This window comes from Brevibacillus sp. FW301-21C12A, from assembly GCF_058788915.1.
Genome location: NZ_JBYTBG010000020.1, coordinates 63,949 through 83,725, shown reverse-complemented (window position 1 = coordinate 83,725; position 19,777 = coordinate 63,949). Strand labels below are relative to the sequence as shown.

Below are 19,777 nucleotides of genomic sequence, written 5' to 3'. Positions count from 1 at the left end.
CAAATCATTCCTAGCGTTTGTATATGTCGCGTCCATCTTTAAACTAACTCAATAATGAGTTTTCAGACACATCCTAAGGAAGTTGCATTAATTAATTAATTTCACTTCGCAAAACATGAGTAATATTTACGTCACAGACAATAACATATAACCATACCCATATGCCTTTCTTGCTCTTTTTATAAGTTTACATAATATATATTATCGGACTCAAAATAAAATGGAGAAAGCAGCAGTGAGATGCGCTAACCTATTGCCTGTTTGCGTTACAAGAGCTACACAACTTGGATTGGCTACTAGCCGTAGATCGCCAACTGCGCATTTGCGGATTAAGCAACGAAATCAGCAACAAACAGCAAACTTCGCAAACTCAACATTAACTTCAATGAACAAACCTCAATATCCGTTATCATCCGTTATCCGTTAGCAACCTGCATACATCAGTTAACATACGCTCAGACGAAATTTTCATTTGACAAAAATGACAAAAAGCATGTTCTGACAATAAGCCACATCAGCAACCTTCCACCAAACTCGACCATTCCCTTCAGATACTCGCACTCGGGTCCCACATTCGGCGCGCGGTATTTTCGCTGCCTGAAAACGGTCAGTAGACCACATGCGATGCGAAAAAGCTCCAGTCAAAATTCACTATAAAGTAACTTTTTTAAGTATTATATAAAATTGTATTTACATTTATTGGAAATTATTATATAGTATAATCGAGATCACTATACCTAAAAATTCAAATTCACCCACCTGGAGGTCCCGACATGACGAAAAGCAAAACAAACTCGACGGCAACCGCCACCCGTTCCCAAAAACGCTCCTACGAAGACACCTTGAACAACCTGGCCCACTACCTGAAAAAAGAAGCCAAGAAAAAGTAAACATAAAAGAGTGCCCAAAAATAGCGGCACTCTGTTTTGACGTATATGAACTATGAACATTCCTTCCCCTTCGCCCTATCCTTCGCTTCCCTTCTCCAGATCAGAAGATATAAAGATAAGACTCCAAGAGGACTCCCACCTTACTCCCCTTCTTGCCCTTCCATCCAATCCACCAAATAAAAATCCGTCAACAGCCGAACGATTTGCCCGTCTGCGTCATAGCCGATATAGCTCGCGTAGCTGCCATCACCCCAGCCGCTGGAAAACATCGCGATGTTGCACCCATCCCCCATATCTTTGACGAGCCAGCTTCTCGTATGCTTGTACGTCTGATCCATTTCCGCCATCAACGCCTCGGAAAATGCCTCATCCTGCTCCAAACGGCTCTCCAGGCGCTTGCACGCCTTTTCGTCCATAAAAGCTCCCGTTCCGGCGTCCACGCCGTAGCCGAAAAACTCATTGGCGGCGAGCTGCGTCACATCGGAATTTTCCCAGACAGCCATTTTCCAGCTAGCGACCGGCCTGTCGGCAAAAACGATCCGGGCCAGCGCGACGCGCTCATCCGGCTCCATTTCCCCTTGTGTCGCACCTGCCGCGTCCAAAGGCGTTACCTGGGCGATCGCAAGCTGCACCGGAAACGAGCCTGTCGGAAATGTTTCGGTAAACGGCTCGGTTTCAAACATGACGAGCGGATCGTTAGCGACGATTTTTCCCGTTGGCACCTGCAACTGGCCAATCTCCTGGGGCACCAGGCGGTATTCGTAGTTATGCTGCTCCGTGCGGAAGCCTTCTGTAAACGCTGTTTCGAAAAAATCCGGGTAATGCTGTCTCAAGCTTCATTCCTCCTAGCAAAGCGATATAGTGAGCGACAGAATGAAGCAACCCACTGTCACGTGTTGCCAGCGGGTTGTCAGTCTTCGCGATGGTTATTTGGTTAAGGCTGCGTCCAGCGCCACTTCGATCATTTCGTTGAAAGTCGTTTGACGCTCCTCGGCCGTCGTTTCTTCCCCGGTCAAGATATGGTCGCTTACTGTCAAAATAGACAAGGCGTTGCGCTTGTACTTGGCAGCGAGCGTGTAGAGCGCGGAAGACTCCATTTCTACGGCGAGCACCTGGTAGCCGGCCAGCTTTTTGTACAGGTCAAAATTCTCGCGGTAGAAGCTGTCGCTTGTGAAAATATTGCCGACCTTCACTGACAGGTTGCGCTCGGAAGCGACCTGGTAAGCTTTGTGCAGCAGGTCGAAGCTTGCTGTCGGGGCAAAGTCAATCTGGTTAAACAGCAGGCGATTGACTTGCGAATCAGAAGAAGCGCTCATCGCAATGATGACGTCGCGCACCTTGATGTCCTCCTGGATCGCTCCGCACGTGCCGACGCGAATCAGGTTTTGCACGCCGTAAGATTCCATCAGCTCGTTGACGTAGATCGAAATCGAAGGCACACCCATGCCTGTCCCTTGTACGGATACGCGCTTCCCTTTGTATGTACCTGTAAATCCGAGCATGCCGCGCACTTCGTTGTAGCATTCGGCACCTTCCAGGAAGGTCTCGGCAATGTATTTGGCCCGCAGCGGATCGCCTGGCAGCAAAATGGTGTCCGCAATTTGGCCTTGCTTGGCTCCGATATGTATGCTCATAATCGCTTGCTCCTTCGCTTTCAAAAAATTTCCTACCAGCTTATCGTACTACAAAAACCGAACGCTGCAAAATGAAAAATATAGAGCGATACTTGTCGCAGCATCGCTTGTTTGAGGTTTTTCACTTGTCCTTTGCTTGTGCTTGCCAAAGGGAGAGCGCTTCCAGATGATCTCCTAAGTCTGTCAGGGCGCTTGTGCTGTCTCTCGCCTGCTCTGTTTTTGCCGCTTTGGCAGAGACGCGCTCCTTCGCGGTGCGCACGGGGGTTACTCGCAGCTCTTTTTGCAGCGCGATCGCCTGGGCGACAGCCGGAACGAACAAATGATGCGCGCCAATCGACGCCGCGGCCTCCCGGGTCATGGCAAACGGAAGATCGCCCATCGACGAGCTGCCGAGCTCGCTTCGCTCGAGCAGGTTGTTCAGAAAACACTTCGCCAGCTCTACCGGATCTTGCCCAATTTTTTCGCTCGCAGGAAAAGCATGCGCTTGCCGCAACGCGATATCTGTACCGCGATAGCAGGAGCGGACAAAAAGCTGAAGCTGTTGCGCGGCGACGATCTGTTCCGCCCCCAGAAACAGCCACACATCTCCTGCCGCTTCGCGCGCGCCGATCGCCCGCCAGACGTCTTCCCCGAGCGCATACGGGTAGGCAAAAACGCGGAGGACGGGCGACGCCGAGTAAGCGAGCACATGCTCCAGTGACCGATCATGGCTGCCGTGCACGACGACGACAATCTCTAGCGGACAGAGCTTTTCTGCCTGCTTGAGCACCTTGACGATCGTGTCTTCGTCCTGCTCCACCCCGATGATAATGCTTAGTCTGTCCTGATTTTCCAATTTGTCCACATCGCTAATGCGACCGTTTTTTGCGACTTTGCGCCCTTTTGCGGGTTCTTTTGGGCCTTTCTTTCCGTTTGGCACCCCATTCATCCCCCTCCTTTTCGCGGGATTCCTGATAGAATACGGAACGCAAATGCAGCAGTCCAGGCGCTTGCACCAGGATGCGGTGCCGCTCTCCATCAGGCAAGGCGCCACGCACGTCTTTATCCTGCAGGAGCAGTTGAATCGCTTCGCCATGCTCCTGGAATATCAAAGCTTTCTTTTTGGCCAAAGGCTGATTCGCCGCTGACCTTTTCCGCGCTGCCTGGCCAGTCGAGCCAGATGTCACGAGCGTAATCGCCAGAGCCTTTTGCACAGCGCGGACGAGCGCAGCCGCCGGAACGTGCAAATGGTGCTGCCCGATCGCTTCCAGCGCTTTGCGGTTCAAGGCAAACGGAGCTTTTTCCAAGGAAGCGCTCCCGAGCTGCTTTTGCCCGAGCAGATGGTTCAATAGCGCATAGGCACAGCGCTCTGACGACAGCTTGCCTTTCGTCGTCAACACGCGGCCCCCTGCGGAGAGAACGAGGTCGTAGCCTTTCAGCAAGGCTGCGGTGTATTTTTTCAAGGAACCGAGAGGAAGCGTGATGCCTTCCTCCAAAAACAGCAGCACGTTTCCTTGAGCGTGCTGCGCCCCGATTGCCCGGCACTCGCTGGCCGTGGCCTGCTCGCTCGCCGGAACTACTTTGGCGCCCCACACGTATTCGCTGTCTGCCGCGTGCGGGGGCAAGCCTGCGCAGACGATTATCACTTCTGTAGCCAAAGCCACCTGTTTGGCGATGTGAACCAGTCGTTCCACATTCCTGGCTCCGCCATGGGTGGGGATAATGACGGACACGAGGCTTTGCGCATAGTTTTGAGAGTCCACTTCCCCTTCCCCCTCGCCAGAAAAGTAAAGCTATATCGGTAGTGTACGTACTGCTTGATCGTTTGGACACGGCTGCTATACCCGCGTCGCTCATACAAATCCGCATGCCAAAAAAACAGGACGGCGCTTTGCTCTCCGTCCTGTTTTTGATTTTGTCGGGTCGATCAATTGACACGGCGCTCCAGGTTGCGCTGCCGGACTCGGCGCATTCGCCGCGAGCGGGAAAACGTATAGCCGATCAAAAACAGATTCATTCCCAGCCAGGCGATCAAAAGCCCGTAACGCGCGTAGGAATGGCTGCTGTCGTCGTCCGCCGCGCCAAAGCCAAAAGCGGCGCTTGCTGCCTGCACGCGCTGCGCAGGCGGCTCGTGGCGCTCCAGCGGATACGTCATCGCCAGTTCTCCGGCGGACACCGAAAGCTGTCCGTCTGCGGTCAGCTCCACGAGCGGCTCGCTCCCGACCGGAACCGTGGCGTACAAGTCTTCCTTGGCCGTATAGCTCACCTGGTTTGTGTCGCCTGGAGCCGCAATGGCGGAATAGCGCTCGCCTTTTGCGGCGATCTGTTTCGTTTCGTATCCGTTCAGCCCGAAATCGAGCAGCTTGGTCACGTCTTTGTAGGCGTAATTGCCGGAAGCCGCTTTCATCGTGACCGCGATCATTTCCGTATCGCCGCGCTTGGCAGAGCCAACCAGCGTATGCATCGCCTGATCGGTAAAGCCGTTTTTAATCCCGGTCGCGCCGGGGTAATCGCGCAACAGCTTGTTGTGGTTGATAAGCTCCGACTTCCACTCTCTTCCGTCCCAGGGGAGGCGGTTCGTTCCGACGATCTCGCGGAAAATCGGGTTTTTCATCGCGTACTGCGCGATTTTCGCCATGTCGGCCGCCGTCGTATAGTGCTCCGGGTCGTGCAGGCCGTGCGCATTGGCAAAATGCGTTTCGGTCACGCCGACCTTTTCGGCCAAAAACGCGTTCAATTCCTCGGCGAACTGCTCGGTGGACCCGCTCATATGCTCCGCAATCGCTGTCGCCGCATCGTTGCCGGAGTGCATGAGCAGGCCGTATTCCAGCTTGCGCAGCGAAACCTGCTCGCCTTCGCCCAAATAAACCCGGGTTCCCTCTTCATATCGGGCTTTTTTGGAAACCGTGACAACGTCGTCCGGATTTCCTTTTTCAATGGCGTAAATGCCAGTGGCAATTTTCGTAATGCTTGCAGGGTACAGCTTCACATGAGGGTTCTTTTCAAACAGGACTTGTCCCGTTGTCGCATCAATGAGGATGGCCGATTCGCCAAACAGCTCATTTGGTGTAATCGATGACGATCCCTCGGCAAAAGCCACAGGCACGTCAAGGTTGAAAATAACCGTGACCACAACGAGAAGGTACGTTAGTAGAAGACGCATGTTAGTCTATATCCTTTCCTTGCTTGTCGGGTGTTAACGTATGGCTTTTGGCTCCAGGAAGCTTCGCGAGTCTGCTATTTCAAGCGCTTTCCCAGCAAATCGTGAATCATTTTAAACTTGGGATTGTCTGCAAACGCCTCTTCAAAGCCGCTGACGTGCTCGCGGTACAGGGCTGCGGCGGACTCCACATCTTGTTTCACGTACAGCGAAAAAATTTCCTCCAGCTTTTCTTCCAAAGTCGAATCCACCTCGGCCGGCGTGAGGATTTCATGGCGCAGGTTGTTCATCAGCACGTCTAGCTGATGAGTAATGACCGAAGCCTCGTGCAGTTGCTGCATCACGTCGGTTGGAATGTTTCCGGCGTATTTGTAGCGCAGCTCGTGCTCGTTTGTCGCCCAGAAGTTCATGCCGAGTGTACGAATTTGGATTTCACAAAAAAGGGTACGCTTTTCGCTCCCGTGATATACAGTGTAGGAAACGATCATATGGATGCTGCGATAGCCCGAATCTTTTGGCGTGGAGATATAGTCCTTGATGTCATGAATGACGATATCCTCCCGTTCCTGCAGCAACTGCTGAACTTCGCGGACGTCATCGACGTAGCGGCAGACTATGCGCAAGCCAGCGATGTCCTGGACTTCCTTCGCCACTTCGTCCTGCCAGTTGGCTTGCTGAAAATCGATTCCTTTCTCATTGGCTTTCTTGATGAGACTGTCCACTTTTTTGACCCGTCCCACCACGAACTCAATCGGAGAATAGCGGCCGCTTTTCAGAAAGCCGTACTTGATTCCTTTCAGTTTGAGCTTCAATTCCTCTACTGCCTGTTCATACGGTGCCAAGAAATGGACCATATTGTTCAAGACTTTGCTTGGCACATGGGTAACTCTCATGAAAACACCTCCAATTACTTCCAGAGGAAAGGTGATGCATCAAAAAACGGCTGCGGATTTACGTACGTATTGCCAATCAACATGCCGTAATGAAGGTGAGGGCCTGTGGAAAAACCTGTGGTGCCCATAAGCCCGATCACCTGTCCCTGTTTCACTTCCTGCCCGGTCGCAACCGCAAGCTTGGACAGATGCGCATAGATCGAAAAGACGTTCATGCCGTGGTCGATAATGATCGTGTTTCCGGTCAAATAGAGCGAGTCGGCCAAAACGACCTTGCCGTGGTTGCTCGCCCAGATCGGCGTTCCGGTTTTGTTCGCAATGTCAATCGCTGCGTGGCGGTTGGCGGGCACTCCGTTTACGACGCGCTGATAGCCAAAAGGTGTCGTCAATGTCCCTTTTGCCGGCATCGTAAACGGTTCGCTAAAGTACGGCGTCGCCCGGGAGCTTGCGCGAGCGGCGTTGATTTTCTTCTGATCCGCGTTGATCCGGGCCGTGTCCTGCCGCATCGCATTCATTTGCTTGCTGACGGTCAGCTTGTCCACGGCAAATTGCTTCGGCTGAACCGTCAAGGTTGCCGTGAGTTTTTTATCCGCTGATTGCACGTTGTAATCTCCCGGCTTCACGTCAAATGGAATCGGGATAAATCGGGCATACTCGTTAGAAGAGGGCTGCAAACGGTACGATCGCGAGAAGAGTGTAACCGTTTGAGGCTGTTTGCTGCGCACGAAAATGACATCACCGGGATTCGTCCTGGCTGGCGTCACGCTAATCGATGGTTGCTGTTTCTCTACACTCGCGTAAGCGCCTTCCAGTACTTGGCTGCAAGCGGCCGTTCCGGACGTGAGCGTCAGGGCAACGACCGTCATCAAACTGACCATCGATTGAAACATAGGCATGCTCCCTCCCATTTTCTAGTATAACAAAACAGGCTTTGAAAGGAAAAAGAAAAAGAAGGCTATCCGACTAGCCTTCTCCAATCCATTGCAGCGCGCCCTACAGTTTTTTCGTGTAATCAGCCATCATGTCCATGATCGACTGCACGCCTGTCAGCATTTCGCTGGCTCGTTTTGTTTTTTGCGAGATGTTGTCAAAATCGAGGCGCCCTCTTTTGCGGTCATTCCAACGCTTGAACAATTCTTCGGCCATGCCGGGATTGCTGCGGACGGCCCGGACGCGCATGGAGTCTTCCACGACCCACGCTTCGAATTCAGGATTTTCCCGCAGAAGCTTTTTCACTTCTTTTTTCTTCATCGTCGAAACGTCACTCCTTTCGCGTGTACAACCAAAATAGAGAGCTGTTCGTTACACCATATGACTAGTCCGCGAATGTGCTTGTGTGTTTGCACCCTGTCAAAAAGAAAGGGCTGCAAGCCAAAACAAGAAAGGCCCCGTGCAAGGGACCTTTCTTCATCCAACTATTTACTTGTCAAAAGCTTGTGCTTAGCGGCCAGCCATTTGTTGCTCAGCGAAGCTTACCAGACGCTTGGTGATTTCGCCACCAACAGATCCGTTTTGGCGGGAAGTAGTGTCTGGGCCGAGATTTACACCAAATTCAGATGCAATCTCATACTTCAGTTGATCCAGAGCTTGGTTCGCTTGAGGAACTACCAGGTTGTTGCTGCTTCCGTTGTTGTTAGCCATGATTGATTCCTCCTGACGCGTTTTTTTCTCCCGGGACGGATTTGAACCGCCTGCTTCTTCGCCTCCCACCGACTGAGACCGGAAGATGATTTTGAGGTCCAAGAGGCGGTGGTTCAACCTCTTGTGCTACTATCATCCCACGAGATCCTAAGTCCATACGCCTTTTGCAAATGTAAAATCTGTCAAAGCTGTCCCCCTGCTTTATGCTATAATGAGGCGTAAAGTTTGGAGCTGAGAGGAGTCACCATTTGTGAATGAAACAGGGAAAGTACTGCTCATCGATGGCATGAGCTTTTTATTTCGCGCCTTTTACGGGTCTGCCTGGGGCGGCGCTTATCGGCAAACGTCCACAGGCGTCTACACGAATGCGGTCTACGGCTTTACGAAAATGATGCTGGACTACGCCGAGCTGGTTCGCCCGACCCACCTGATGGTCGGCTGGGACGTCGCGTCACGCGAGTCGCTCGTGCGCAGCCAGTGGTTTGACGGCTACAAATCCAATCGCACGGCGCCGCCGGACGAGCTGATTCCGCAGTTCGAGCTGGTCAAGGAAATCACCGCTGCCTTTTCCGTGCCGAACCTGGGCTGTCCGGGTTACGAAGGCGACGATGTTTTGGGGACGCTGTCCACGCGCCTCGCCGCAGATGGCCATGAGATCGTCATCGCGACGGGCGACTACGACAGCTTGCAGTTGGTCGATGAAAACGTCAGCGTCAAAATCTTGAAAAACGGCGGCAAGCACGAGCATTACGATCCGGCGAGCCTGCGCGCTCTGCGCGGCATCGCTCCGGAACAGGTCGTAGATGTCAAAGCGCTCATGGGTGACACGTCCGACTGTATTCCAGGCTGCCCGGGCATCGGGGAAAAGACGGCGACCAAGCTGATTACCGAGCACGGCAATCTGGACAACCTGTACGACAACTTGACGAGCTGCACGCCGAAAATGCGCAGCAAGCTGGAAGAGCATCGCGAGCAGGTGTACTTAAGCCAGAAGCTGGCGACGATCATTCGCGATGTGCCTGTCGAGTTTTCCATGGAGGAAGCCGTGTGGGCTTACGATCCGGAAACGGTTTTGAACAAATTTGACGAGCTTGAATTTGGCCGCAGCCTGGCGACAAGGGTCGGCTAACGCAAAAAGACACGAAGATCCCTTCCCCTTTTCGCGAGAAAAAGGGGAACCGGGATGTCTCTTTATTAGGGCAGTAGCAGCCTTACTGACACTACCCGCAAAGTAGCAGAAATTATGTCGGAAACTTACTATTTATATTCAAACGGTGCAACGGTGATTGCCAGCTTTGAAGTGACGAAGTTTGTGAGGTGATAAATTTACTGTTGGCCCGATTATTCGGAGTATTTGCCGAATTTTACGGATTCCCCGATCCGTATTTTTTTCCAGGAGGATTCAAATAGCTCCGTATCTGGCAGTAATGAAAATCGATATCCGTCAGTTTAATGTTGATTAATTCACTGACTCGGACACGGTCTACATGAGTGTTTTCGCGATTATCATGTCTTGAAAATTTTTTATTTTTGAGCGTCAAATTCCGACAAATTTCCTCTTTGGAAATTTGTTATAGTAAATATTGGATAAAACATCCTCTATAGGTAAGGAGTGGTAAATTTGTCAAAAAATTATTTAAGGCATCGTTAGTATCTATGCTATCTGTCGGTATTTCTGTTAGTTCTCTGTTTTTTAGCTCGCCTATTCAAGCAAAACAAAATCCATCAACATCTGATGAACTCCTTCAATATGCAAACGAACAAAATGTCAACATTTTATTGTACGATGAAAATGGAAAAATTGATAAGGAATTTCATGTGGATGGACTTGAGGTCACCTATAAATACAAAAATGGAAAAATGATAGAATCTGAAGACAACAAAGGCAGAAAACAAAAATATGTGAAACGGGACAACTACGTAGAAGTGACTGAATATGAGAACGGGAAAGAACTTTTTAAACACGCCCTTTCTAGTAATGATTTGAAATTTCCTGAAGTCAAGACTAATGATCACGAGAATCTTGAGAAGGAAAAGATGGAAGAGGGTAATAAGAAGGGAGCAGAGAGTGATTTAAGGTCCATAGGCATCGAAAGTACTACTACATATGAGGATTACTATGTCAACGGCGTTCTAATGAACAATCTAGTTCCGGGTTCATGCCCTTGTTCATCAGGATCCGATAAGTTCATTAACTATAGTTCTATGACAGAGAGTGAGATCCAATCATTCTTTCAGAATAAAAACTCTATTTTGAAAGATCCGGTGCAAATTTGGAGAAGAGATTCTAACGGGAATGTTTACAATACCAACAAAACAATCCTTCCGTCCAAAGCAATTTACAATGCTGCACAGACACACAGAATGAATCCAAAGGTGGTTATTGCAACCCTTCAAAAAGAACAATCTCTTGTTTCTGCAGCACCTGGTAGTGTCAGCTACTCATCTCGCCGATTCTACTATGCTATGGGTTATGGTGCAACGGATGGCGGAGATCTGAATGGAACAAGCGGATTTGATATCCAGATTGACAAAGGAACTAAACTATTCAAGGATCTATGGTATAACTCCCCTACTGAGACTTACCCAATCTTATTCAACAACATCAACTACGGAAAAACGGTAACCTCTAATGGGGTCACGTACAAAAACTACATCTGGGTAAAAAATTATGGAACATGGGCGCTTTACAAATACACTCCACATGCACTGGATATAAACTATCTCCCTACTATTACAGGAGGGAACTATTCCTTCCAAAGCATCTTCAAATCATACTGGGGGACTGACTGGGATTAATTTTTTCAAAAGAAAAAAGCAAACCCCTCGTTCCAATTGGAACGAGGGGTTTTTCTAAAAATGAAGGAGGCGAGGGATTATGAATCATAGGCTAATACTTCTCATCATGACATTGACGATTATTTTTTTCTTATGGGGTTGTTCTTCAAAGGAAAAAACCATGACAAATGATCAAACCCACGAGTCTTTAGTAAGCGACTTTACTGCAGAAAATCTGCATTCGATAGGAGTGTCAGAATATCGCTTGGATTCGTTGCCATATAAAGCTCAACCAGAGTTCTTAGTTTTCCTATCGGAAGAAGAAGAAAAAAAAAGAATATTACGTTGGATGGAAACAGCTAAGAATAAAACAGACATATCTCAGGCCAAAATCCAAAAAATATATGTATTACAATTTCAATATCAAATTGGAGAACAAGTAGTGGATAGTAAATACTTAGCCTACGTTGAGGATAGCAACGGGGCATTTTATGTAAAACCTTTTGAAAAAATGGTGCCGGAGCTAAACCTGGAAAAGTTTACAGAGAAAGATATCGATTCAATTATGAAGATACTGGGAATAGATAACTGGTATATAGTTGAAAAAGCACCATTATAGTGTGAAGTGCACCCCTTAGAATAGACATTGGAAAAACCCCTAGGGAAATCCGATGTAATTTTAGGGGGTGCATTTTTATGGCAATCAAAGGTCAGAAGTTTCAGTCGTATCCAGAATCCTTGAGTTTGGCGTTTCAAGAAGTGGATACTATTCTTACCTGAAACGGAAAAATACAGATCGGGACAAGTCGTTGAAAGACCTCATCCAGGATGTGTATCCAAGAAGAACGCTTCGTCTCGTATATTTTCAGGATCTTCATACGTCTTGTTGACAAGTTCAAACTTTCTCTTGGCTAACGGTAGGCGTTCGCCAGCACACGTTCGGACTTTCACCCTAGAGATGACGCCCATGCTGGGCGTACAACCAAGAGAAACCCCAAAAACAAGGGGTTTCTCATCAGCCTGGGGCTATCCCGAGGGATAGCCTCTTTCTGTTGCTGTTGGGAACAAGTCTGCGCGGCCTGTCAACGCAAGGCACGTGTGGCACGCTTTTTCGTTGGCGACTGGTGCGCGGTGTCAAATACGTCGAGCAACAGCCCCGTATTTTCCGCCCCTTCCGTTTCCCAGCTCGTCGCGAAGCGCACGCGGTGGGAGATGCCTAGCAGGTCGTACGTTTGCACGAGATGCTGCCGGGCCGAGCCGACGATCAGACTGTGCAGGCGGACTTGTTTCTTTTGCCCGAGCGCGACCAGCTTTTCTTGCACGTATGGCGAGATTCCGCCCACGCCGTCGGTCACCATCACCAGATCGGCAGCTTGCCACGTTTTTTCCGTCTCGACCAGCTCCATCGCCCGCTTCATCGGCGCATCAAAATGCGTCCCGCCGCCAAACGCCATTTGCGCCAGGCCGTAAAACGCCCCCCAGTCCGGCTTCTTGTGATACAGAGGCTGCTCTCTTAGCTCTCCTTTTGCCCCGAACAAGATCAGCACGAAATCGCGCTTTTCGAGCATGGACAGCGCCGCAAACGTCATGATGAAAATTTGCGCCAGCCGCAGCTTTGCCCCGCGCATGGAGTGCGAAGTGTCGAGCATGCAAATGACCGGGCCTTTTGGCGGTTCCTCTACCCAGCCGGACGTATCGTACGTCATCAGCTTTTGCTCCAGCCATTTCAGCATGAAGTAATGTTCGTAGTCCGGATCGGCGAGCAGCACGGCCTCGCCCGGCAGCATGTGGGCAATATCGCCGGACTGCCGCAAATCGTAGTATTCCTCCGGCAAATGGCGGGAGCGAATCTCCTTGCGCCGCACGCGAAAGCGATGCACCTGGCGGCCGACTTCGTCCAAAAACGCCACCAGATCGGGATGGCGCTTCAATTTTTCCACCCACTTCACATACTGCTCAAAGCTTTGCCTGCGCAGCTTGCCCAGGTCGTGTCCCCAACTGCGGTTGGCAAAGCGCTGGCTCGCCGCAAACACCTCATCTACAAACAGCGTGTCTACATCCTCGGCGGACAACGTCCCCTTCAACGACTGCTCCAGCCACTGCCCCAGTTCTTTTTCCCAAGCGTCTATCGCTTCTTTTTCCTGTTTTTGCAGTCGGTCGAGCTGCTTTTCCCGCTGGGCCAGCTCTTCTTCGAGCTTTTTGACCTTTTGCATGAGCTTCGTCCGCTTCGTAAACTGCACGCTCATCTCTTCGCGAAGCTGCTCTATTTTCGCTTGCAGCCCGACGATTTCCGCGCGCACGAGCGGCTTCGTGTCGAGGGCTTCCTGCTTGTCCTCCACTACGCGCTTGCCTTGCTGCAGCGTATAGCCGATCAGCTCCAGCTTTGCTTTTTGCTTTTCCGTGAGCAAATCGGCGAGCTGCGCTTCTTTCGTTCCTTCTTGTCCTTGCTGTTCCCGCAAGCCCGCGAGAAGCGGGGAAAGGCTGCGATCTTTTTGCCGCTGCTTCACTTCCTCCGCGAACGTCTCCGTGAGCCACAACAGCGCCTTGATCGCCGTCTTGAAAGCCGCGCTCTCATTGCCGACCGTCCGGGGGTGAATCATCCGCGTAAAATATTGCTTCATGAGCGTGCGAATCATCCAGTGATGGAACGGAGTCGCTTCCTGGGTCATGTCGATCTCGGGCTTTTCCACATAAAAAACGAGAAAAAAGTCGGCGAGCAGCTCGTGATTGAACCACTCGGCCCGGGACTGCGCCTCCTGCACCCATTCCTGGGCCGTGCGCGAAGAAGCGAGATACGTTTCAAACAAATAGCGCTCGACCCCGCTGGCACGAACTATCATCGTCACTCCCCCCTATAACGTAAAGTCGTAGTCTGCCCCCGCGATCTCTTTGTCAAATATGGTCCGGTACGTTTTTTGCAATTGCTGCAAAATCCGCTCGCCCTCGATCCGCAAGTACGCGTATTTGACCGTGTACTTCTCGACGTTGTGGATCAACCGATTTTTCTCCAGCACGTACGCGCCCAGGTCATGCTCGCGCTTTTCCCACTGCATCAGGCGGTTGCGCAAATCGCGCGCCGTCTCTTCCAGCTCCATGCGGCAAGCTTCCAGCAGTTGCCCGTTTCGCTCCAGCGCTTCTTTTCCCAGCTTGGCCCCGACTTCTTTTTTGAATTGGAAAGCGTGCAACTCTGATTCCTTTTCCTTCCATTTATCAGCGAGTTGCTGCAAGCGCTGGAGCGGCAGTTCGTTTTCCAGCTCTGCCTTGAGCATCTCCGTAAACTGGCGCTCGAACAACTCGCGCATGACGTTCAAGTCTTCCGGCACATCCCAGAGCATGTGCGGGGTAAAAACCGTGTCCCAGATCGTGACCTGCTCGCGGCCATGCAGGGCGGCAGACGTCCGCCATACGCCTGCGATTTTGCTCCAGCGGCGGTCGGACAGCACGTATTCCTTTTCCTCCATGTCCTGCTTGATCCGGTAGAGGAAGTAAATCAATGCCTCCGGGATCGTCACTTGCTTCGCCGCCGCCTGAATGTCCTTGATATCGTACAGGGAAAAGACGACCGGGAGCGGATTCGTCGGCAGCGAGAACATCCGCTCGTAGCTGGCCGCCTGTTGCAAGTAGTGGACTTCATAGCGGAACAGGAAGCGGTCGTATAAAGCGGTCAACTGCTCGTCGTCATCCGGCAGTTCGTTGGACGCCGCAATCAAAAACTGCAGCGGGACCTCTTCTTTTTCTCTGCCGTTAAAGTAAAGGCGTTCGTTCAAAATGGACAGCAGCGCATTCAAGATCGCGCTGTTCGCCTTGAAAATTTCGTCGAGGAAGGCAAATTGCGCCTGTGGCAAATAGCCCGCTGTTTTTCGCACGTAGTTGTCGAGCTTCAACTGTTGAAGCGACACGGGGCCGAAAAGCTCATCCGGCGTCGTAAACCGGGTCAGCAAATATTCAAACCAATGCTCGGCGCCAAACAGTTGCGCCACCGAGCGGGCGAGCTGCGATTTTGCCGTCCCCGGCGGGCCGATCAACAGCGCATTTTCTCCGCTCATCATCCCGAGCATCAAAAGCCGGATCAGTTCGCTCCGTTCCAAAAAGCGGCGCTCCAACAGCTCGATCGCCTGGTCCATTTTTCGTTGGATTGGTGTAGTCGTATTCATCGTCGTTTGGCGCCTGTCTCCCGTATAAACGAAGGGCGCCGTTCCCCCTCTCTTGCCTCGTACCCAAGTCATCAAGACCCCGATTTTTTGTCATGCCTCCTGCTCATTTAATAGTGGCATATTGTGGACAAAAATGCCAGTTTCGCCAGCCGCATGCACGTTCACCCATAGATTTGCTCGCGCATATGGTGTGGCAAAAGGAAAAAGCGGGAGGAGGTACAGTATGGGGATTGAACTTGCATGGTTGCACGGCGTGTATGTGTTGTTCGTAATTGGCATCATTCTCATGATGGTTATGCGCAGGGACACCAGTCTGATTAGCATTGTCGGGATTGCCCTGCTCGGACTGGTCGCGACCGGATCGGTGACGACGGCGATTGGCGGAATTTTTGGCAGCTTTATTTACGCGATCACCGAGCTGTTGCCGACGATTTTGGTCATCTGTATTATCGTGGCGATGAGTCATGTGCTTACAGATACTGGCGTCAACGAGACGATGATCCGGCCGATGACGCACCTGATTCACAACGCCACATTGGCCTATTGGGTGATCGGGATTGTGATGATGGTCATTTCCTGGTTTTTCTGGCCGTCGCCTGCGGTTGCACTGATCGGCGCGGTCATGCTGCCTGTCGCTTTGCGGGCGGGCTTGCCTGCCATGGGCGTCGCGATTGCGATGAACCTGTTCGGACACGGAATTGCGCTCTCCGGCGACTTTGTCATTCAGGGAGCGCCGACCTTGACAGCCAAAGCGGCGGGCCTGCCTGTAGAGGACGTCATTTCCGCCAGCGTTCCGCTCGTCGTCGTCATGGGGCTGGTCACGACCGTAATCGCCTTCTGGTACTTGAAAAAAGACATGAAGCTGGGCAATCTCCCGGGGTCCGGCAGCGACACGCCTGCGGGCGATTCCGTCTTTGCCGCAGCGCGCGTTCCTCTGCCTACGGGGACTCGCCGCTTTTTGGCTGCCCTCGTTCCCGTCCTGTTTGCGCTTGATGTCGTGGCGATGTTTGCTTTTGACTTGCGCGGAGGCGATGCGACGGCGCTCGTCGGCGGAACGGCTCTGTTGATTCTGATTGTCGCGACGATGCTCGCCCACAAGCAAAAAGGGCTGGAGCAAGTGACGAGCCATCTCATCTCCGGCTTTCAGTTCGGCTTCAAAGTGTTCGGACCCGTCATTCCGATCGCCGCCTTTTTTTACATGGGCGACAGCGGCTTTGTCAAAGTGTTCGGCGAGGTGCTGCCGGCTGGCTCGCAAGGGATCGTCAACGACTTGGGCGTGGCGCTGGCCCACACGATCCCGATCAGCAAAGAAGTAGCCGCCTTGACTGTCGCTGCTGTCGGCGTCATTACCGGGCTGGACGGCTCGGGCTTCTCCGGCATCACGCTGGCCGGTTCGCTCGCGCAGCTTTTCGCTACTGCTCTGGGCGCCGGAGCCGCTACTTTGACCGCCCTCGGGCAAATTGCCGCCATCTGGGTCGGCGGCGGAACGATTATTCCTTGGGCGCTGATTCCGGCAGCGGCGATCTGCGGCGTCGATCCGTTCGAGTTGGCGCGGCGCAACCTGTATCCCGTCGCCATCGGGCTATTGGTGACGACCATCGTTGCCATGTTCCTGTTGTAAATAACGACGAAAAAGGCGAAAAAGGCGCCTGGCCGTGGCACGCCGCCTTTTTCGTCTGTTGTTTTTGCCGACGGTTCATGCAGTTGTACTAGCATCACTCGAAAATGTTCGCGACGCTCCTCTCCAACGTCTTCGGGATTAGCCAGCCGCTCAGGGAGTTGTTCACGATTGCTGCCCCCTGCCTCTATCTCTTTGGCGTTCGTGTTTGCCTCGGCTGTTATTCGCAGCTTTTAAGGTTTCTCTCTCCCCTGTTCGGCTGCCGCGGTTTGGCATCGCTTGGCCGGGTTGCCCTTCCGCTCAAGAGTCTTGGCGGACAGCGCTGAAAGTGACGGCTTGATAAACATCCGAAACCTTGGCCCGCATGATCTCTGTCTTGTCGACTCGACAACTGCAAAAACGGAAAAGATCGGCGTAAAAATTTCCTGCCAAAAAGCTTGACTGCTCGTAGAGAACCGAATACAATCCTCCTATTTGAAGAAATTTGGCAATAGTCTGTAGATTCCGGTATGATGAGAGAAAGAAAGGAGGAGGCACACTATTTTTTCGGAATACCGACTTCTGATTGTAGATTTAGAACTAATTGCAAATGGATGGTGGTTGGTTTGAGCAAACATTCGCACATGCGCCCGTTCGCCAATTTAATCACATTGAACGAACTGGTTCATTTGGTGATGGCCCATGCATTTACGTTGCAGAAAAAATGGATGGCCAAAGATATTTATGACATGACCAGTTCGATGAATGTGTTCCCTATGAGCAGCAACCAGACCTACGTCTACCGGATTATGAAAAATCTCGCCCAGAAAGACATTCTCTTCATGGAATCAACCTGGTCTACTACAGAGCGGCCGACCCTGCACTATACGGTTATGGAGAAAGGTCTCATCCATTTTTACACCGGCGAGCGAGCAGTCATCAAGGCCGTACCCACCAAAGTCAAGCAGCTTCGCCATTTTTTGCACGATCTGGACCAAAAGCTTCCCGCCTCGCCATGCCCTCCCTCCCCTTTGCCTGAAAATGAGCAGGAGAAAAAAATCATTGGTGTCGCGGATTATTACGACTGGCTGCTACTGCGTGGCGCGCTGGATGGAAAGTCCCCACACTCTTGTAAAGACCTTGGCGACAATTTCGGGAAACCGGTAAACCTGTCCTACCTTTATCAATTGCATGAGGATTTAGAGCAGACGGGACATATCAGCGATGACTGGATTACATGCAAAGGCAGGGAAAAGTTGGCTGCACTGGAATGCGAACTGAAGACGGAGGTTCAGGAGGCGTTGAAGAGGGTGGAGAAGCTTGAAAAAACAGAATCAAGTGTGAAATCATGGGTCAAGGCTTGGCGTCAGCAACAAGCGGTAGAATAAACCAGTACTGTCTTCGTCTTGAAAAAACCTTGCTGTCACGCTTCGTCGTCCTGGACTTGGTAAAGCCGATGACCCCCGCCTTGGCCGCCGCGTAGTAGCTCAGCTTGACGCCGCCCTTTTGGCCAATTTGCGAAGCGATATTGATGATCCGCCCGCTCTTTTGCTCGATCATGTGCGGCACCACATGCCTCGTCAGCAGGAACACGGACCGCAGATCGACATCGATCATCCGGTCCCATGTTTCCACCGTCATTTCGTGAATCAGGCTTTGGGTAAGAATGCCCGCGTTGTTCACCAAAATATCAATACGTCCGAACTTTGCGAGCGTCTCGTCGACCAGACGCTGCACAAAGCGCACGTCGGTAACGTCCCCATCACCTGCCCGCTGCAGCCCGCCAGTTGGGCAACCACCTCGACCGATTTCCGCCAGAGTCTGGTTGTAGCAGTTGATCGCCACGTGGGCGCCTTCGCGGGCGAATGCCAACGCGATCGCTTTGCCGATTCCCTGGCCGGCCCCGGTAATAAGGGCAACTTTGTCCTTCAACCACTTTTTTCTTCTGTTTTGGCCCAAGCCTCATACACTTGTACTAGCATCCCATTTGGAAAGGAACAGACCGTATGAAACTGTGGGGAAAAAGTATCCAGGTCGCGGCAACCTACATAGGAACAGTGGTCGGGGCCGGGTTCGCGAGCGGCCAGGAAATTCTCGCGTTTTTCACCTCATATGGCCATGCAGGCACGGTCGGCATCCTGCTGGCCACGTCGCTGTTCGTCTGGCTGGGCTACAAGATGATGCTGCTGGCCCATCAACTGCGCACGCCCTCTTACGAATCGTTCAATCAAAAGCTGTTCGGGCCGATGCTTGGCCGCACCATGAATGTGCTTGTCTTTTTAACCTTGTTCGGTGTCACGACCGTCATGCTCGCCGGAGCGGGATCCGTGCTGGAGGAGCAATTCGACATCCCGTATTTGCTCGGAACGGCCGCCACGGTTTTGCTCGCGCTGCTCATCCTGCGAAGAGGGCTGGAGCAGCTCTTGCTGGTCAATGCGCTCGTCGTCCCGTCCATGCTGCTGTTTGCCCTGCTCATTTTGCTTGACGGCAGCGCCGAATCGCCTTTGCCGCTTGCCAAGCCTTCCGACTACGCCTTTTTGTGGAAAACGATTTTGTACGTCTCCTTCAATCTGGCGATGGCCCAGTCTGTCCTGATCCCGATCGGCTACGCCATCCGCGAAAAAGTCGTCCTGTTCCGCGCGGCGGTCATCGGAGGCGTCGTCCTCGGCTTTATGCTGCTCGTCGTGCATACGACGATGCTGGCGAATTGGGACGACGTGCGCTTCATGGACATCCCGATCCTGTTCATTACGGATCGCTGGAATGAATGGCTGCAACTGTTTTTCGTGTTCGTCCTCTACTCCGAGATTTTCACCACGCTCATCTCCAACGTGTTCGGGATCGGCCAGCAACTGCGCGAGCTGCTCCAGCAGCCGGAATCCCGGCTCTACCTGTATCTTTTTGCGGCTGCCTTCATCCTTTGCCTGATTGGCTACAGCCAGTTGCTGATGTTTTTGTATCCGCTGTTCGGGTATTTGGGGCTGTCTACGCTGTGCCGGATATCTGTGCCAGCGGTTTTGCTGCCGCGAGGGAGGAGGTGACCTGGACTTG

18 protein-coding genes are annotated in these 19,777 nt (G+C 51.9%); 6 read left to right on the top strand and 12 right to left on the bottom strand.

Annotated elements, in window-relative coordinates; translation table 11 throughout:
- Positions 1 to 1,030: 1,030 nt before the first annotated feature.
- From AC3WQH_RS14315 to AC3WQH_RS14275, 9 genes are all read right to left on the bottom strand, one after another.
- Positions 1,031 to 1,723: a DUF4241 domain-containing protein gene (locus AC3WQH_RS14315; RefSeq protein WP_005836277.1), complete on the bottom strand. Its 693-nt coding sequence runs from the start codon at positions 1,721 to 1,723 to the stop codon at positions 1,031 to 1,033.
- A gap of 93 nt (positions 1,724 to 1,816) precedes the next feature.
- The gene (gene deoD, locus AC3WQH_RS14310) at positions 1,817 to 2,524 is read right to left on the bottom strand and encodes a purine-nucleoside phosphorylase (RefSeq protein WP_005836275.1); all 708 of its coding nucleotides are present in this window, start codon (positions 2,522 to 2,524) and stop codon (positions 1,817 to 1,819) included.
- A 121-nt stretch (positions 2,525 to 2,645) separates the two neighbouring features.
- Complete coding sequence (locus AC3WQH_RS14305; protein ID WP_007786627.1) at positions 2,646 to 3,368, bottom strand: glycosyltransferase family 2 protein; 723 nt, start codon at positions 3,366 to 3,368, stop codon at positions 2,646 to 2,648.
- A gap of 4 nt (positions 3,369 to 3,372) precedes the next feature.
- Entirely contained in the window at positions 3,373 to 4,266 is an 894-nt protein-coding gene (locus AC3WQH_RS14300) for a hypothetical protein (protein ID WP_221842019.1), read from the bottom strand.
- A gap of 164 nt (positions 4,267 to 4,430) precedes the next feature.
- Positions 4,431 to 5,666: a D-alanyl-D-alanine carboxypeptidase family protein gene (locus AC3WQH_RS14295; RefSeq protein ID WP_122952463.1), complete on the bottom strand. Its 1,236-nt coding sequence runs from the start codon at positions 5,664 to 5,666 to the stop codon at positions 4,431 to 4,433.
- A gap of 74 nt (positions 5,667 to 5,740) precedes the next feature.
- Complete coding sequence (locus AC3WQH_RS14290) at positions 5,741 to 6,556, bottom strand: GTP pyrophosphokinase (protein ID WP_005836270.1); 816 nt, start codon at positions 6,554 to 6,556, stop codon at positions 5,741 to 5,743.
- Positions 6,557 to 6,570: 14 nt separating this feature from the next.
- Positions 6,571 to 7,446 (bottom strand): M23 family metallopeptidase, encoded by an 876-nt coding sequence (locus AC3WQH_RS14285; protein ID WP_197186592.1) that lies wholly within the window; start codon positions 7,444 to 7,446, stop codon positions 6,571 to 6,573.
- Positions 7,447 to 7,549: 103 nt separating this feature from the next.
- Positions 7,550 to 7,807 (bottom strand): hypothetical protein, encoded by a 258-nt coding sequence (locus AC3WQH_RS14280; protein WP_007786621.1) that lies wholly within the window; start codon positions 7,805 to 7,807, stop codon positions 7,550 to 7,552.
- A 189-nt stretch (positions 7,808 to 7,996) separates the two neighbouring features.
- Entirely contained in the window at positions 7,997 to 8,197 is a 201-nt protein-coding gene (locus AC3WQH_RS14275; RefSeq protein WP_005836264.1) for an alpha/beta-type small acid-soluble spore protein, read from the bottom strand.
- A gap of 250 nt (positions 8,198 to 8,447) precedes the next feature.
- Here AC3WQH_RS14275 and AC3WQH_RS14270 point away from each other — a divergent pair, with 250 nt between their 5' ends.
- The 3 genes from AC3WQH_RS14270 to AC3WQH_RS14260 all read left to right on the top strand — a co-directional run bounded on the left by AC3WQH_RS14270 (position 8,448) and on the right by AC3WQH_RS14260 (position 11,594).
- Positions 8,448 to 9,326: a 5'-3' exonuclease gene (locus tag AC3WQH_RS14270; RefSeq protein WP_005836262.1), complete on the top strand. Its 879-nt coding sequence runs from the start codon at positions 8,448 to 8,450 to the stop codon at positions 9,324 to 9,326.
- A 527-nt stretch (positions 9,327 to 9,853) separates the two neighbouring features.
- Positions 9,854 to 10,996, top strand: coding sequence for a hypothetical protein (locus tag AC3WQH_RS14265; RefSeq protein WP_122952464.1), 1,143 nt, complete (start codon positions 9,854 to 9,856; stop codon positions 10,994 to 10,996).
- A 79-nt stretch (positions 10,997 to 11,075) separates the two neighbouring features.
- The gene (locus AC3WQH_RS14260) at positions 11,076 to 11,594 is read left to right on the top strand and encodes a hypothetical protein (protein WP_005831950.1); all 519 of its coding nucleotides are present in this window, start codon (positions 11,076 to 11,078) and stop codon (positions 11,592 to 11,594) included.
- 463 nt (positions 11,595 to 12,057) lie between these two features.
- Here the strand turns inward: AC3WQH_RS14260 and AC3WQH_RS14255 are convergent, their stop codons facing one another.
- Positions 12,058 to 13,815, bottom strand: coding sequence for a VWA domain-containing protein (locus tag AC3WQH_RS14255; protein WP_005831948.1), 1,758 nt, complete (start codon positions 13,813 to 13,815; stop codon positions 12,058 to 12,060).
- A gap of 12 nt (positions 13,816 to 13,827) precedes the next feature.
- On the bottom strand, positions 13,828 to 15,129 hold the full coding sequence (locus AC3WQH_RS14250; RefSeq protein WP_005831946.1) for an AAA family ATPase: 1,302 nt from the start codon (positions 15,127 to 15,129) through the stop codon (positions 13,828 to 13,830).
- A 223-nt stretch (positions 15,130 to 15,352) separates the two neighbouring features.
- Here AC3WQH_RS14250 and AC3WQH_RS14245 point away from each other — a divergent pair, with 223 nt between their 5' ends.
- Complete coding sequence (locus AC3WQH_RS14245) at positions 15,353 to 16,750, top strand: hypothetical protein (RefSeq protein WP_005831944.1); 1,398 nt, start codon at positions 15,353 to 15,355, stop codon at positions 16,748 to 16,750.
- A gap of 602 nt (positions 16,751 to 17,352) precedes the next feature.
- Positions 17,353 to 18,114, top strand: coding sequence for a hypothetical protein (locus tag AC3WQH_RS14240; protein ID WP_429788726.1), 762 nt, complete (start codon positions 17,353 to 17,355; stop codon positions 18,112 to 18,114).
- Here the strand turns inward: AC3WQH_RS14240 and AC3WQH_RS14235 are convergent.
- Positions 18,080 to 18,685 carry an SDR family NAD(P)-dependent oxidoreductase gene (locus AC3WQH_RS14235; RefSeq protein ID WP_238504024.1) on the bottom strand — a complete coding sequence of 202 codons (606 nt, stop codon included), beginning with the start codon at positions 18,683 to 18,685 and terminating at the stop codon, positions 18,080 to 18,082. The genes AC3WQH_RS14240 and AC3WQH_RS14235 overlap by 35 nt on opposite strands.
- Positions 18,686 to 18,732: 47 nt before the next feature.
- On the opposite strand from AC3WQH_RS14235, the gene AC3WQH_RS14230 reads away from it, so the two are divergent.
- Positions 18,733 to 19,767, top strand: coding sequence for a YkvI family membrane protein (locus AC3WQH_RS14230; protein ID WP_007780875.1), 1,035 nt, complete (start codon positions 18,733 to 18,735; stop codon positions 19,765 to 19,767).
- Positions 19,768 to 19,777: the final 10 nt, after the last annotated feature.

Coding starts and splice junctions, on each gene's coding strand:
- AC3WQH_RS14250 (WP_005831946.1), bottom strand. CDS start 15,129: ATGAATACGACTACACCAATCCAACGAAAAATGGACCAGGCGATCGAG.
- AC3WQH_RS14280 (WP_007786621.1), bottom strand. CDS start 7,807: ATGAAGAAAAAAGAAGTGAAAAAGCTTCTGCGGGAAAATCCTGAATTC.
- AC3WQH_RS14285 (WP_197186592.1), bottom strand. CDS start 7,446: ATGTTTCAATCGATGGTCAGTTTGATGACGGTCGTTGCCCTGACGCTC.
- deoD (WP_005836275.1), bottom strand. CDS start 2,524: ATGAGCATACATATCGGAGCCAAGCAAGGCCAAATTGCGGACACCATT.
- AC3WQH_RS14265 (WP_122952464.1), top strand. CDS start 9,854: ATGCTATCTGTCGGTATTTCTGTTAGTTCTCTGTTTTTTAGCTCGCCT.
- AC3WQH_RS14255 (WP_005831948.1), bottom strand. CDS start 13,815: ATGATAGTTCGTGCCAGCGGGGTCGAGCGCTATTTGTTTGAAACGTAT.
- AC3WQH_RS14295 (WP_122952463.1), bottom strand. CDS start 5,666: ATGCGTCTTCTACTAACGTACCTTCTCGTTGTGGTCACGGTTATTTTC.
- AC3WQH_RS14245 (WP_005831944.1), top strand. CDS start 15,353: ATGGGGATTGAACTTGCATGGTTGCACGGCGTGTATGTGTTGTTCGTA.
- AC3WQH_RS14230 (WP_007780875.1), top strand. CDS start 18,733: ATGAAACTGTGGGGAAAAAGTATCCAGGTCGCGGCAACCTACATAGGA.
- AC3WQH_RS14290 (WP_005836270.1), bottom strand. CDS start 6,556: ATGAGAGTTACCCATGTGCCAAGCAAAGTCTTGAACAATATGGTCCAT.
- AC3WQH_RS14260 (WP_005831950.1), top strand. CDS start 11,076: ATGAATCATAGGCTAATACTTCTCATCATGACATTGACGATTATTTTT.
- AC3WQH_RS14275 (WP_005836264.1), bottom strand. CDS start 8,197: ATGGCTAACAACAACGGAAGCAGCAACAACCTGGTAGTTCCTCAAGCG.